Here is a 13,406-nt window from a genome sequence, read left to right as displayed (position 1 = left end):
CGGGTTTATGCGCGGTTGTAGCTCAGTTGGTTAGAGTACCGGCCTGTCACGCCGGGGGTCGCGGGTTCGAGCCCCGTCAACCGCGCCACTTTCCCTTTTCCTCGAAGACCTGCACAATGGGAAATGCGGCCTCATGCGGCCGCGCCTTGGTCTTTTCAATCCGCGTCACATCCCTATGCTTGGCATGGCCCTAGGCAGGAGACGACGATGGCACGCGAAATCGATTACGGCGGGATGATGCACCGCGCGATGCAGGGCCTGATCGCCGACGTCCTGCATGGCGTGGCCCAGGATGGCCTGCCCGGAGAGCATCATTTCTTCATCACCTTCGACACCCGCGACGAGGGTGTTGAGATGGCCGACTGGCTGCGCGAGCGTTACCCCGAGGAGATGACCATCGTCATCCAGCACTGGTTCGACAACCTGAAGGTCACGCACGAAGGCTTCTGGATCACGCTGAACTTCGGCAACTCGCCCGAGCCGCTGTATATCCCCTTCGATTCGGTCCGCACCTTCGTGGACCCATCGGTCGAGTTCGGCTTGCGCTTCGAGACGCAGGACAACGAGGACGAGACCGAGGAAACCGCCGAGCCCCCCGTCGCCATCGAGCAGGCGCCCCCGCCCGCCGGCGGCGCCGAGGTCGTCAGTCTGGACAAGTGGCGCAAATAGGCGGGCCTCAGCCCAGGGCGTCCTCCAGCCAGCGCTGCACCATGCGGTGCGCCCTGGCCGGTTCGGGCCCGCGCTGGTCCAGCACGGCGCGCAGGTAGACCCCGTCGATCAGCGCCCCCAGCGTTTCCGCCAGCCGCGGTGCCTGGTCGCCCGCGCGAGGGCGTAAGGCATGGACGAGGTTCGACCGCAGCCTGCGGTGATAGATGGACAGAAGCCGCCCCGCCTCGGGTTCCGTCAGCGCCAGGGCGTAGAAGTTCAGCCATGCGGCCACGGTGTCGCGGTCGAAATGCGTGCCGTCGAGACTGGCCGCGATGATCGCCTCGGCCCTCCGGCCCGGAGCCGCCTCGGCCAGCGCGGCCCGCACGCCCGCGCCATAGACGGCCAGGATGTGCCGCATGGCGGCCACCAGCATCTGCGACTTGGACCCGAAGTAATGATGCGCCAGGGCGGGCGACATTCCCGCCTCGCGCGCGATCCCGGCCACGGTGACATCCTGGGTGCCGGACCGCCCGACAACGGCAATGGCGGCATCGACCAGCGCAGCCTTTCGGCTGGCCTCGGCCCCTGTTTTGGGCATAACTGACCCCTCGGCAGAATCACCCAAGTAGCCGCACCAATAATGCCGGTTGATTGACTCGTCAATCAAGGAAAGCCGGCCCCAAAGCAAGGAGACGCCCATGACGATCCGCACGACGCTTCTGGTGGCGGTTGCCGCCGCGCTGCCCGCCCTCACCGCCGCGGCGGCTGAGCCGGACGGCTGTCGCACGGTGCGCTTTTCCGACGTGGGCTGGACCGACATCTCGGCGACGACCGGCCTTGCGACGACGGTCCTTGAAGCCTTGGGCTACGAGACCGAGGTCAAGGTTCTGTCGCTTCCCGTGACCTATTCGGCGCTGTCCACCGACGATGTGGACGTGTTTCTGGGCTACTGGCACCCGTCCATGGCCGCCGACCTGCGGCCCTATGCCGAGGCGGGGACCGTGGACACCGTCCGCACCAACCTGACGGGCGCGAAATACACGCTGGCCACCAACAAGGCGGGCGCCGAGGCGGGGATCACCGACTTCGCCTCGATCGCGACCCATCGCGACGCGCTGGACGGCAAGATCTATGGGATCGAGCCGGGGAACGACGGCAACCGCCTGCTGCTGGACATGGTGGCGCAGGACAAGTTCGGCCTCGGCACCTTCGAGGTCGTGGAATCGAGCGAGCAGGGGATGCTGGCGCAGGTCGCCCGCGCCGATGCCGAGGGAGAGCCCATCGTCTTCCTGGGCTGGGAGCCCCATCCCATGAACGCGCGCTTCCAGATGACCTACCTGCCGGGCGGCGACGATGTCTTCGGCCCCGACCTGGGCGGCGCCGAGGTGCGCACCAACACGCGCGCGGGCTATGTCGCCGAATGCCCGAACGTGGGGCGCTTCCTGCAGAACCTCGCCTTCACGCTGGACATGGAAAACCAGATCATGTCCGCCATCCTGGACGAGGGGAAGGAACCCGGCCCCGCCGCGAAGGATTGGCTGGTGGCGAACCTCGAGGCCGCGACCCCGTGGCTGGAAGGTGTCACCACCCTCGACGGCGGCGACGCGCAGGCGGCATTGAACGAGGCGCTGGACGACTGAAATGGACTGGCTGACCGACCTGCTGACCGACACCAAGCTGCCGGTCGGCCAGACTGCACGACGGGTCTTCGACTGGCTCAAGGTGAACGCGGCGCCGCTGTTCGACGCCGTGGCAGTGGTGCTCGACCGCCTGATCGCGGCGATCGAGACCGTGCTGGAACTGCCCCATCCCCTGGTCTTCACGGCGCTGGCCGTGGCGCTGGCCTGGGTCCTGCGGCGCAGCTGGCGAGTCTGCCTGTGGGTCGCGGTCGGCTTCCTGTTCATCCTGAACCAGGGCTACTGGGACGCCACCATGCAGTCGCTGACGCTGGTGCTGGCGGCGGGGGTCGTCTGCATGGTGCTGGGCGTGCCCATCGGCATCGCGCTGGCGCACCGGCCGCGGCTTTACCGCTATGTCCAGCCGCTGCTGGACCTGATGCAGACGCTGCCGACCTTCGTCTACCTGATTCCGGCCATCGTGTTCTTCGGCATCGGCACGGTCCCCGGCCTGATCGCCACGGTGATCTTCGTGCTGCCCGCGCCGATCCGGCTGACGCGGCTGGGGATCGCCTCGACCCCCAAGGCGCTGGTCGAGGCCGCCCGCGCCTTCGGCGCCACCCCGCGCCAGCTTCTGTGGAAGGTCGAACTGCCCAGCGCGCTGCCGCAGATCATGGCGGGGCTGAACCAGACGATCATGCTGTCGCTGTCGATGGTGGTGATCGCGGCCCTGGTCGGCGCAGCGGGCCTTGGCGTTCCGGTCGTGCGCGCATTGAACAGCGTGAACACGGCGCTGGGCTTCGAATCAGGCTTCGTGATCGTGGTCGTCGCCATCATCCTCGACCGGGTGCTCGCCGCTCCCCGGCGGGAGAAGGAGAAATGAGCCAGCCCCCCCGCATGGCGGTCGAGTTCGACCGCGTGTCCATCGTCTTCGGCGACAAGCCCGAACGTGCGCTGCCCCTGGCCGACGAGGGGCTGGACCGCGGCGCCATCCGCGAGGCCACGGGCCAGGTTCTGGGCGTCCACGACTGTTCGCTGAGCGTGGCCGAAGGCGAGATCCTGGTGCTGATGGGCCTGTCGGGATCGGGCAAGTCCACGCTGCTGCGGGCGGTGAACGGTCTTGCGCCTGTGGTGCGGGGCGATGTCCGCATCCGCATGGGGCAGGGCATGACCAGCGTCACGCGCGCCAGCAAGGACACCCTGCAGACGATCCGGCTGTGCCATGTCTCGATGGTGTTCCAGCAGTTCGGCCTGCTGCCCTGGCGCACCGTGCGCGAGAATGTGGGCCTTGGCCTCGAACTCGCCGGCCAGTCCCGCGCCCAGCGCCGCGCGCGGGTGGACGAGGAGCTGGAAACCGTGGGCCTGTCGGAATGGGCCGACCGCCGCGTGGGCGACCTGTCAGGGGGGATGCAGCAGCGCGTGGGCCTCGCCCGCGCCTTCGCGACCCATGCGCCGATCCTGCTCATGGACGAGCCCTTCTCGGCGCTCGACCCGCTGATCCGCACCCGGCTGCAGGACGACCTGCTGGACATGCAGGCCCGGACGCGCCGCACGATCATCTTCGTCAGCCACGACCTCGACGAAGCCTTCAAGCTGGGCAACCGCATCTCGCTGATGGAGGGCGGGCGCATCGTCCAGACCGGCACGGCGCGAGAGATCGTGCGCCACCCCGCCAGCCCCTATGTGGCCGAGTTCGTGGCCCACATGGACCCACTGGCGGTCCTGACCGCCGCCGACTTGTCGGAACTCGGCGAGGCGACAGGCGCGCCGCTGCCCCCCGACCTGTCGGCGCGCGAGGTGATGGCGGCGCTGGCAGGGGCCGAGGCGTTGCCGGTCATGGGCGGGGGCAGGGTGACACGCGCGGGCGTGCTGCACCGGCTGGCCAATCCGCGGAACGGCTCGGGCTGAGGGCCGCGCGGGAGCAGGCGCCTCTCAGCCCCCCACGATCAGCGTCGCCGCGATGGTCCACATGACCAGCGCCACGCCTGCATCCAGGATGCGCCAGGCGAGAGGGCGCACGAAGAGCGGCGCCAGCAGCCGCGCGCCATAGCCCAGCGAGAAGAAGAACAGGAAGGACCCCGACATCGCGCCAAGCGCGAAGGCCAGCCGGTCGGGTTGCAGGGCCGAAACCGAGCCGAGCAGCACGACCGTGTCCAGCCAGACATGCGGGTTCAGCCATGTCAGCGCCGCGATTGTGCCCAGAGTCGCCGCCAGAGTCGGCGCGACCGCGCCTTCCGCGCGCAGCGCCTCGCCCCCGCGCCAAGCGGCGCGGGCCGAGCGGAAGCCGTACCAGATCAGGAAGGCCGCGCCGCCCCAGCGCATCGCGGACAGAAACCAGGGCGCGTTGCGGGCGATGGCGCCCGCGCCGGCAACCCCTGCCGCGATCAGCGCGGCATCAGAGGCCGCGCAGAACAGGCAGACGGCAAAGACATGCTGCCGCAGCAGGCCCTGCTTCAGCACAAAGGCGTTCTGCGCACCGATGGCGACGATCAGCGACAGCCCGATCCCGAGGCCCGAAAGGAAGGATGCAGCTTCTGCGCCCTGAAACATCGCCGATTGCCTTCGCATGAAAAAGGCGGCGCACCCTGCGCCGCCCTTGGGGATTCCCGTGCCGAGGCTCAGCCGAGCTGCGCCGCGACCTCCTCGGTCAGGTCGAAGTTGGCCGTGACGTTCTGGACGTCGTCATCCTCTTCCAGCGTGTCGATCAGCTTCATCAGCTTCGTGGCGTGGTCGAGGTCGGTCACCTCGGTCGGCGCCTGCGGCTTCCAGATCAGCTTGGCGGATTCGGATTCGCCCAGCGTCGCTTCCAGCGCAGCCGAGACCTCGGCCAGGTCGGTGTCCGACGTGTAGATCCAATGGCCCTCGTCGTCGCTTTCGACGTCCGAGGCGCCCGCTTCCAGCGCCGCCATCATCACCGTGTCGGCGTCACCGGCGGAGGCGGGATACATGATCTCGCCCACCCGGTCGAACATGAAGCTGACCGAGCCGGTCTGGCCCAGGTCGCCGCCGTGCTTGGTGAAATAGGACCGCACGTTCGAGGCGGTGCGGTTGCGGTTGTCCGTCATCGCCTCGACGATGATGGCGATGCCGTTCGGGCCATAGCCCTCGTAGCGGATTTCCTCGTAGTTCTCGGCGTCGCCGCCCTGCGACTTCTTGATGGCGCGGTCGATCACGTCCTTGGGGACGGAACTCGACTTGGCTTCCTTCACGGCAAGCCGCAGGCGGGGGTTCTTGTCGGGGTCGGGGTCGCCCATCTTGGCGGCGACGGTGATTTCCTTGGCCAGCTTGCTGAACAGCTTGGACCGCAGCTTGTCCTGCTTGCCCTTGCGGTGCTGGATATTGGCCCATTTGGAATGGCCTGCCATGAGATCCTCTCATTTCGCTGTGGGCGGGTTCTAGTCAGCTTCCGCAGGCCGATCAAGGCGGGGCCGCTGCGCCTCGGCCAGCAGGAACAGGCGGATCGCGGTGGCAAGGCCCACCTCGGCGGGGCGGGCGTGGTCGATTGCGGCGATCAGCTGCGCCCGCGTCATCCCCCGCGCGGCGGCGGCCTCGGCGGCGGCGCGCCAGAAGGCGTCTTCCAGGCTGACGCTGGTCGCGTGCCCGTCGATGGAGAGCGACCTCTTGGCGGGCGCCGTCAGCGGCGGCAGGTCAATCGTCATCGCGGCGGTGCTGGTCCAGCGTCCGGGCGGCGCGCTCGGCATCGGCCTGCTCGGCGGCCTTTTGCGCCTTGGTCCGGCCGTGCCTGGCGGCGTTCTCGTCGCCCTGGCGGCGCTTTTCGGCGCGGGCCTTGTCCTTGCGATAGCGGGTAAGGTTGGTGATCTGCGCCATGGGCCCATCATAGCAGAGGGGCGGGGCGGAAAAAGGGGCGCGCCGTGGCACGCCCCTTTCGGTCGGTCTCAGTCCTCGGGACCGACCATCTGCTCGGGCCGCACGATGCGGTCGAACTCCTCGGCGGTGACATAGCCAAGGCCCACGGCTTCCTCGCGCAGGGTGGTGCCGTTCTTGTGGGCGGTCTTGGCGACCTTGGTGGCGTTGTCATAGCCGATGGTGGGCGCGAGCGCCGTCACCAGCATCAGCGATTCCTTCATCAGCTTCTCGATGCGCGGGATATTGGCCTGCGTGCCCACGACCATGTTGTCGGTGAAGCTGACCGCCGCATCGCCCAGAAGCTGCATCGACTGCAGCACGTTGTAGGACATCATCGGGTTGTAGACGTTCAGCTCGAAATGGCCCTGCGACCCGGCGAAGCCCACGGCGGCGTCGTTGCCCATGACATGGGCGCAGACCATGGTCAGCGCCTCGGCCTGGGTCGGGTTCACCTTGCCCGGCATGATGGACGACCCGGGCTCGTTTTCCGGCAGGATCAGCTCGCCCAGGCCCGAGCGGGGGCCCGAGCCCAGAAGCCGCAGGTCGTTGGCGATCTTGAACAGCGACCCGGCGATCGTCTTCAGCGCGCCGTGGAAGAAGACCATCGCGTCATGCGCGGCCAGCGCCTCGAACTTGTTGGGGGCGGTCACGAAGGGCAGGCCGGTGATCTTCGCGATCTCGGCGGCGATGGCCGTGTCCCAGCCCTTCTTGGTGTTCAGCCCGGTGCCGACCGCCGTGCCGCCCTGCGCGAGTTCGTAGATCTGCGGCAGCGCGAGCTTCACCCGCTCGATCCCCATGCGGACCTGGTGGGCATAGCCCGAGAACTCCTGCCCCAGGGTCAGGGGGGTGGCATCCTGCGTATGGGTGCGGCCGATCTTGATGATGTCCTTGAACTCGTCGCGCTTGGCTTCCAGCGCCTTGGCGAGGTGTTCCAGCCCCGGCAGCAGCACGTCGCGGGCGACCATACCGATGGCGACATGCATCGCGGTCGGGAAGGTGTCGTTCGACGACTGGCCCATGTTGACGTGGTCGTTCGGATGGACCGGCTTCTTCGAGCCCATCTCGCCGCCCAGGATCTCGATGGCGCGGTTCGAGATGACCTCGTTCGCGTTCATGTTCGACTGGGTGCCCGAGCCGGTCTGCCAGACCACCAGCGGGAAGTGGTCGTCCAGCTTGCCCTCGATCACCTCGCCGGCGGCCTGCACCATCGCCTCGCCGATCTTGGGATCAAGGTTGCCGGTGGCCATGTTCACTTGCGCGGCCGCCTGCTTGACCACGCCCAGCGCACGGACAATGGCGACAGGCTGCTTTTCCCAGCCGATCTTGAAGTTGCCGAGCGAGCGCTGCGTCTGCGCCCCCCAGTACTTGTCGGAGGGCACGTCCAGCGGGCCGAAGCTGTCGGTTTCGGTGCGGGTGTCGGTCATGGCAATCCTCTGCGACCTGGGCCAATGTTGGCGGCGTTCTAGGGCGATCCCCCCGGCTTCGCAATCGGTATGCCGTCGCATACCAGCCTATATCTGGACGCGGGCGTTCACGCTTCCCATCTGCAACCGGGCCGGTTTGCGCGGGCGCGCGGGGCGTGGCAGAACGGCACTCGCGGAAAAGGGGACAGCGATGAACGACGAAGGCTTCGGCAAGGGCAGCCACCTGCATCTGATCGACGGGTCGGCCTTCATCTTCCGCGCCTATCACGCGCTGCCGCCGCTGACGCGCAAGTCCGACGGGCTGCCGGTCGGCGCGGTCGCCGGCTTCTGCAACATGATCTGGAAATACATCAACGACGCGCGGGGGCCGGACGCGCCGACCCATGCGGCGGTGATCTTCGATCATTCCTCGAAAACCTTCCGCAACGAGATCTATGACAACTACAAGGCCAACCGCCCGCCGCCGCCCGAAGAGCTGAAGCCGCAGTTTCCGCTGACGCGCGAAGCGACCCGCGCCTTCAACCTCGCCTGTCTCGAGATCCGCGACTACGAGGCCGACGACATCATCGCCACGCTGGCCTGCCAGGCGCGCGAACTGGGCGGGACGGTCACGATCATCAGTTCCGACAAGGACCTGATGCAGCTTGTGGGCGACGGCGTGGACATGCTCGACCCGATCAAGGGCAAGTCCATCACGCGTGACGAGGTCTTCGAGAAGTTCGGCGTCTATCCCGAGCGCGTGGCCGATGTGCAGGCGCTGGCAGGCGATGCCGTGGACAACGTGCCGGGCGCGCCGGGCATCGGCATCAAGACCGCCGCGCAGCTGATCAACGAATACGGCGACCTCGAGTCGCTGCTGGACCGGGCCGAGGAAATCAAGCAGCCCAAGCGCCGCCAGACCCTGATCGACCACGCCGAGCAGATCCGCATTTCCAAGCGGCTGGTGCAGCTCGACTGCCAGACGCCCATCGACTTCGCGATGGCCACGCTGGAGGTGAAGGACCCCAATCCGGCCGTGCTGATGGACTTCCTGAACCAGATGGAGTTCCGCACGCTGACCAACCGCGTGGCCGAGCGCTTCAAGGCCGCCCCGCCCGAGCCCGTCGCGCCGCCGCCTGCCGAGACCTCCGCCCCCGCCGCGCCGCAGTTCCCGCCGCTCAACTGCGAGAACTACGTCACCATCCGCGACATGGACACGCTCCGCCAATGGCTCGACGCCATCGCGCAGAAGGGCATGGTCGCTGTGGACACGGAGACCACCAGCCTCGACGAGATGCAGGCCGAACTGGTCGGCGTCTCGCTCTGCCCCGAGGTGGGCATGGCCGCTTATATCCCGCTGGGCCATGTCGAGGGCACGGCGGACCTCTTCGGCGGCGGCGCCAGGTCCGAGGGCCAGATCCCGATGGAGGAGGCGCTGGCGGCGCTGAAGCCGGTGCTGGAGGACCCGGCGATCCTCAAGATCCTGCACAATGCCAAGTACGACTGGAAAATCCTCGCCCGTTACGGCATCCGGATGAGCCCGGTCGATGACACCATGCTGCTCAGCTACGCGCTGAACGCCGCGCTGCACAACCACGGCATGGACGAGTTGGCGCAGACCTACATCGGCCACCGCTGCCAGCCCATCAAGGAACTGATCGGGTCTGGCAAGAACCAGATCACCTTTGCCCAGGTGCCGATCGACAAGGCCACCCGCTATGCAGCCGAGGACGCCGAGGTCACCTGGCGCCTTTGGCAGCATTTCAAACCGCAGCTTCCCGCGGCCCAGGTCACGACCGTCTACGAGACGCTGGAGCGCCCGATGATCGAGGTGCTGGCGGGGATGGAGATGGCGGGCGTCCGGATCGACTCGGACCACCTGCGCGCCATGTCCGGCGCCTTCGCCCAGAAGATGGCGCAGCTCGAGGACGAGGCCCATACGCTTGCCGGGACCAAGTTCAACCTCGGCTCGACCAAGCAGCTTGGGGATATCCTGTTCAACCAGATGGGGCTGGCCGGGACCAAGGCGGGCAAGTCGGGGGCCCTGTCCACCAGTGCCGACGTGCTGGAGGATTTCGCGGCCGAGGGGCACGAACTGCCCGCCCGCATCCTCGACTGGCGCGGGATCTCCAAGCTGAAGTCGACCTATACCGACGCGCTGCCGACCTCCGTGAACCCGGAAACGGGTCGTGTCCACACCAGCTATTCCATCGCCGGGGCCGCGACGGGGCGGCTCGCGTCCACCGACCCGAACCTGCAGAACATCCCCGTGCGGACCGAGGAAGGCCGCCGCATCCGCGAGGCCTTCATCGCGCCGGAAGGGCGCAAGCTGGTCAGCCTCGACTACAGCCAGATCGAGTTGCGCATCCTCGCCCACATGGCCGACATCCCGGCGCTGAAGCAGGCCTTCTCGGAAGGCATCGACATCCACGCGATGACGGCCAGCCAGATGTTCGGCGTGCCGGTGGAAGGCATGGACCCGATGATCCGCCGCCGGGCCAAGGCCATCAACTTCGGCGTGATCTACGGCATCTCCTCCTTCGGCCTGTCGCGCAACCTGCGCATCCCGCGCGCCGAAGCGCAGGAATTCATCGACACCTACTTCAAGCGCTTCCCGGAAATCCGCGCCTACATGGACCGCACCACGCGCGAGGCGAAGACCCAGGGGTTCGTCCGCACCCTCTTCGGGCGGCGCATCCACACGCCGGGCATTTCCTCCTCCGGCCCTGCCGCCGGGGGCGCGCGGCGCGCGGCGATCAACGCGCCGATCCAGGGAACGGCCGCCGACATCATCCGCCGCGCCATGATCCGGATGCCCAAGGCCATCGAGGGCCTGCCCGCGAAGATGCTGCTGCAGGTCCACGACGAACTCGTCTTCGAAGCCGAGGACTCCGCCGTCGAGCCCCTGATCGCCATCGCCCGCGAGATCATGGAAAACGCCCACATCCCCGCCGTGCACCTGTCGGTGCCGCTGGTCGTGGATGCAGGCGCGGGCCGCAGCTGGGCCGAGGCGCATTGATGCAAGGGTGCTGTGCTCCCTTCTCGCATCTTCTGTCTGGAAATATCCCGGGCTTCCGAGCGCCCGGAAAACAGTCCGGTGGACTGTTTTCAGCGAGGAAGGCTACGAAGTAGCGAGCGGGGCAGCGCCCCGGTCCTGACCTCGAAGGTAAGCGCACATGCCGCATGATCATGGCCATGCCCACCACGCGGGCCACGCCCATTCGCACGGCGAGGGCCTGGGCGACCGCGCCCTGCTCTGGGCCGTCGTCATCAACCTCGGGCTGACGGCGGCGCAGGTCATCGGCGGGCTGGCGGCCGATTCCACGGCACTGGTGGCGGACGGGGTGCACAACCTCTCGGATGCGCTGGCGCTGGTGCTGGCCTTCGGCGCGAGAAAGCTCGCAGCGCGGGCGGCCAGCCCCGCGATGAGCTTCGGCTGGGGCCGGGCCGAGATCGTGGCGGCCTTTGTCAACTACCTCGCGCTGATCGCCGTGTCCCTCTGGCTGGTGGTCGAGGCGCTGGGCCGGCTGGCCGACCCGCCGCAGGTCGCCGGCGGTCTGGTGATGACGCTGGCGGGGCTGGCGCTGGTGATCGATCTCGGCACGGCCTGGCTGACGGCGCGGCTGGCCAAGGAAAGCGTCAACATCCGCGCGGCCTACCTGCACAACCTGGCCGATGCGGGAGTGTCGGTGGCGGTGCTCGCAGGGGGCGCGCTGATCCTCGCCTTCGGCTGGCGCATCGCGGACCCGATCCTGACGATCCTGATCTCGGCCGTGATCCTGTGGCACATCCGGGGCGACATCGGCCCGATCTTGCGGATGCTGATGCTGGGCGCACCCGCCCATGTGGACGACGCAGGGCTGCGCGACGCGATCAGGGCGGTGCCCGGCGTCGAGGGCCTGCACCACCTGCACCTGTGGCAGATCGACGAGCGGCGCCTGTCGGCCGAGATGCACCTTGTCGTGGCCGGCAGTGCCGATCCCCACGTCACCCGGTTGGCGGTCAAGTCCGTCCTGGGTGATTACGGGATCACCCATTCCACCATCGAGACGGAAAGCCCCTCATCCGGCTGCGCGGATGAAGTCGTGGCCCACAAGCACGGCCATCACTGAAGCGCCGCGCGCAGGGGGCCGCTGCAGGCGGGGCGCTGCCCCGCGTCTCGAGAATATCTTCACGAAGAAGATGAAGCGGGTGCTTCAGTGATCGCCGTGCGCGTGGTCGCGGTCGATGATGAAGCGCTTGTCGCAATAGCCGCATTCGACCCAGCCGGTGTCGGGCGAGATCGCCAGCCACACCCGGGGATGGCCGAAGCCCCGCGCCTCGTCGCCCGAGCAGGCGACCTTCCAGGTCGTCACCACAGCGGTTTCCGGGGCCGGCAGCACCTCGGCGGCCGGGTCCTGGTTGGTGGACAGGGGGGTCTCGGTCACGGGATGGCGCATCGGGGCTCTCTTGTGCTGGCCGGGGAAGGCCGGTTTAACAGGGGGCCATTCTAGCCAGCCACCCGCCCATCGCAAGCCGGGTGGCCCAAAGGTGCGCCATGTCCAGGTCCTTCACCCCGCCCGACGCCGCCATCCGACTGACCGGGTTGCGCAAGACCTATGCGGCCTCGGGCGAGGCGCCCGCCAAGGAGGCGCTGAAGGGCGTGGACCTAGTGGTGCCGCGAGGGTCGATCTTCGGCCTGCTGGGGCCGAACGGGGCCGGGAAATCGACGCTGATCAACATCCTCGCCGGGCTGGTCAACAAGACCGCCGGCCGGGTCGAGATCTGGGGATTTGACCAGGACGTGAACCCGCGCCAGTCGCGCGCCGCGATCGGCGTCATGCCGCAGGAACTGGTGATCGACCCCTTCCTGACCCCGCGCGCAAGCCTCGAGGTGCAGGCGGGGCTTTATGCCGTGCCCAAACACGACCGCTGGACGGACGAGATCCTGGAACTCGTGGGCCTGTCGGATCAGGCGAACAGCTATTCGCGCCACCTGTCGGGCGGCATGAAGCGGCGGCTGCTGCTGGCCAAGGCACTGGTCCACCGCCCGCGCATCCTTGTGCTGGACGAACCGACCGCGGGCGTGGACATCGCGCTGCGCGACATGCTGTGGACCAATGTCCGCAAGCTGAACGCGCAGGGCATGACGGTGATCCTGACCACCCATTACCTGCAGGAGGCCGAGGAGATGTGCGACGAGATCGCCATCATCAACCACGGCGCCAAGATCGTGCAGGAACCGACCGGACACCTGCTGGCGCGCGCAGGTTCCAAGACGCTGCTGATCGACCCCGGCCCCTGGACGGGCGCGCTGCCGCCCCTGCCGCCGGGGGTCGAGACGCAGCGGCGCGACGGCCGCATCGCCCTGACCTGGCCCATGGGCGGGATCGAGGCGCATCAGGTCATCGACGCGCTGCGGCAGGGGGGCGTGCCGATGATCGACGTGGCGACCGAGGAACCCGACCTCGAGGACGTGTTCCTGACGCTGACGCGGGCCTGACCCGCGGGCCCTCAGCCTGCCTGAAGCATCCGGCCCAGCGGTCGGCCGCCCAGCAGGTGCAGGTGGAAATGCGGCACCTCCTGCACGCCATGGGCGCCTGCGTTGGTGATGGCGCGGAAGCCTTGGCTGCCCTCGGCCAGCGACAGCCCCTCGGACTGCGCGACCTGCGCCACCAGCCGGTGGAAGCCCACGATCTCGGCGTCCGAGGCATTGGCCGCGAAGTCGTCGTAGCTGACATAGGCGCCTTTCGGGATCACCAGCACATGGACCGGCGCCTGCGGGCGGATGTCGCGGAAGGCCAGCGCGTGCTCGTTCTCGGCCACGGTGTCGTTGGGAATCTCGCCGCGCAGGATGCGGGCGAAGATGTTGCTGGTGTCATAGCTCATGAGC

At 68.0% G+C, this 13,406-nt stretch carries 15 protein-coding genes and 1 tRNA gene; 8 read left to right on the top strand and 8 right to left on the bottom strand.

The features are described from left to right. The first annotated feature begins 11 nt into the window (after nt 1–11). Both BLQ03_RS07570 and BLQ03_RS07565 read left to right on the top strand, forming a co-directional pair. Nucleotides 12–88 (top strand) — tRNA-Asp (locus BLQ03_RS07570). Nucleotides 89–207: 119 nt separating this feature from the next. Continuing rightward, nucleotides 208–669: an SspB family protein gene (locus BLQ03_RS07565; protein WP_090754437.1), complete on the top strand. Its 462-nt coding sequence runs from the start codon at nt 208–210 to the stop codon at nt 667–669. Between the two features lie 7 nt (nt 670–676). On the opposite strand, the gene betI is transcribed toward BLQ03_RS07565, so the two are convergent. After that, nucleotides 677–1,246: a transcriptional regulator BetI gene (betI, locus tag BLQ03_RS07560; RefSeq protein ID WP_090754435.1), complete on the bottom strand. Its 570-nt coding sequence runs from the start codon at nt 1,244–1,246 to the stop codon at nt 677–679. Between the two features lie 100 nt (nt 1,247–1,346). Here betI and choX point away from each other — a divergent pair, with 100 nt between their 5' ends. The 3 genes from choX to choV are packed head-to-tail and all read left to right on the top strand — an operon-like array spanning nt 1,347 to nt 4,172. After that, on the top strand, nt 1,347–2,288 hold the full coding sequence (gene choX / locus BLQ03_RS07555; RefSeq protein WP_090754433.1) for a choline ABC transporter substrate-binding protein: 942 nt from the start codon (nt 1,347–1,349) through the stop codon (nt 2,286–2,288). Nucleotide 2,289: 1 nt separating this feature from the next. Further along, nucleotides 2,290–3,147, top strand: coding sequence for a choline ABC transporter permease subunit (choW, locus tag BLQ03_RS07550; RefSeq protein WP_090754431.1), 858 nt, complete (start codon nt 2,290–2,292; stop codon nt 3,145–3,147). Further along, a complete protein-coding gene (choV, locus tag BLQ03_RS07545; RefSeq protein WP_090754429.1) occupies nt 3,144–4,172 on the top strand; it encodes a choline ABC transporter ATP-binding protein in 1,029 nt (342 codons plus the stop codon). The genes choW and choV overlap by 4 nt, the downstream gene beginning before the upstream one ends. Nucleotides 4,173–4,196: 24 nt before the next feature. Here choV and BLQ03_RS07540 read toward each other — a convergent pair whose 3' ends face one another. The 5 genes from BLQ03_RS07540 to fumC all read right to left on the bottom strand — a co-directional run bounded on the left by BLQ03_RS07540 (nt 4,197) and on the right by fumC (nt 7,555). Then, nucleotides 4,197–4,814, bottom strand: coding sequence for a LysE/ArgO family amino acid transporter (locus BLQ03_RS07540; protein ID WP_090754427.1), 618 nt, complete (start codon nt 4,812–4,814; stop codon nt 4,197–4,199). Nucleotides 4,815–4,882: 68 nt separating this feature from the next. Continuing rightward, nucleotides 4,883–5,629 (bottom strand): YebC/PmpR family DNA-binding transcriptional regulator, encoded by a 747-nt coding sequence (locus BLQ03_RS07535; protein ID WP_090754425.1) that lies wholly within the window; start codon nt 5,627–5,629, stop codon nt 4,883–4,885. 30 nt (nt 5,630–5,659) lie between these two features. Then, a complete protein-coding gene (locus BLQ03_RS07530; protein WP_090754423.1) occupies nt 5,660–5,923 on the bottom strand; it encodes a ribbon-helix-helix domain-containing protein in 264 nt (87 codons plus the stop codon). Continuing rightward, nucleotides 5,913–6,092 carry a DUF4169 family protein gene (locus BLQ03_RS07525; protein ID WP_090754421.1) on the bottom strand — a complete coding sequence of 60 codons (180 nt, stop codon included), beginning with the start codon at nt 6,090–6,092 and terminating at the stop codon, nt 5,913–5,915. Before BLQ03_RS07525 ends, BLQ03_RS07530 begins: the two co-directional genes overlap by 11 nt. 68 nt (nt 6,093–6,160) lie before the next feature. After that, nucleotides 6,161–7,555 (bottom strand): class II fumarate hydratase, encoded by a 1,395-nt coding sequence (fumC, locus tag BLQ03_RS07520; protein ID WP_090754419.1) that lies wholly within the window; start codon nt 7,553–7,555, stop codon nt 6,161–6,163. A 190-nt stretch (nt 7,556–7,745) separates the two neighbouring features. On the opposite strand from fumC, the gene polA reads away from it, so the two are divergent. Next, a complete protein-coding gene (gene polA / locus BLQ03_RS07515) occupies nt 7,746–10,553 on the top strand; it encodes a DNA polymerase I (RefSeq protein WP_090754417.1) in 2,808 nt (935 codons plus the stop codon). 157 nt (nt 10,554–10,710) lie between these two features. Further along, nucleotides 10,711–11,646 carry a cation diffusion facilitator family transporter gene (locus BLQ03_RS07510; protein WP_090754414.1) on the top strand — a complete coding sequence of 312 codons (936 nt, stop codon included), beginning with the start codon at nt 10,711–10,713 and terminating at the stop codon, nt 11,644–11,646. 84 nt (nt 11,647–11,730) lie between these two features. On the opposite strand, the gene BLQ03_RS07505 is transcribed toward BLQ03_RS07510, so the two are convergent. Beyond that, complete coding sequence (locus tag BLQ03_RS07505; RefSeq protein WP_090754412.1) at nt 11,731–11,973, bottom strand: zinc-finger domain-containing protein; 243 nt, start codon at nt 11,971–11,973, stop codon at nt 11,731–11,733. Nucleotides 11,974–12,071: 98 nt separating this feature from the next. Between BLQ03_RS07505 and BLQ03_RS07500 the strand changes: the two genes are divergently transcribed. Next, nucleotides 12,072–13,016, top strand: a complete 945-nt coding sequence (locus tag BLQ03_RS07500; protein ID WP_090754410.1) for an ABC transporter ATP-binding protein — start codon at nt 12,072–12,074, stop codon at nt 13,014–13,016. An 11-nt stretch (nt 13,017–13,027) separates the two neighbouring features. On the opposite strand, the gene BLQ03_RS07495 is transcribed toward BLQ03_RS07500, so the two are convergent. Then, the gene (locus tag BLQ03_RS07495; RefSeq protein WP_090754408.1) at nt 13,028–13,402 is read right to left on the bottom strand and encodes an HIT domain-containing protein; all 375 of its coding nucleotides are present in this window, start codon (nt 13,400–13,402) and stop codon (nt 13,028–13,030) included. Nucleotides 13,403–13,406 lie beyond the last annotated feature (4 nt).

This window comes from Paracoccus chinensis (genome assembly GCF_900102885.1).
GTDB classification, from domain to species: Bacteria; Pseudomonadota; Alphaproteobacteria; order Rhodobacterales; family Rhodobacteraceae; genus Paracoccus; species Paracoccus chinensis.
This window is presented reverse-complemented; position numbering and strand designations above follow the sequence as displayed.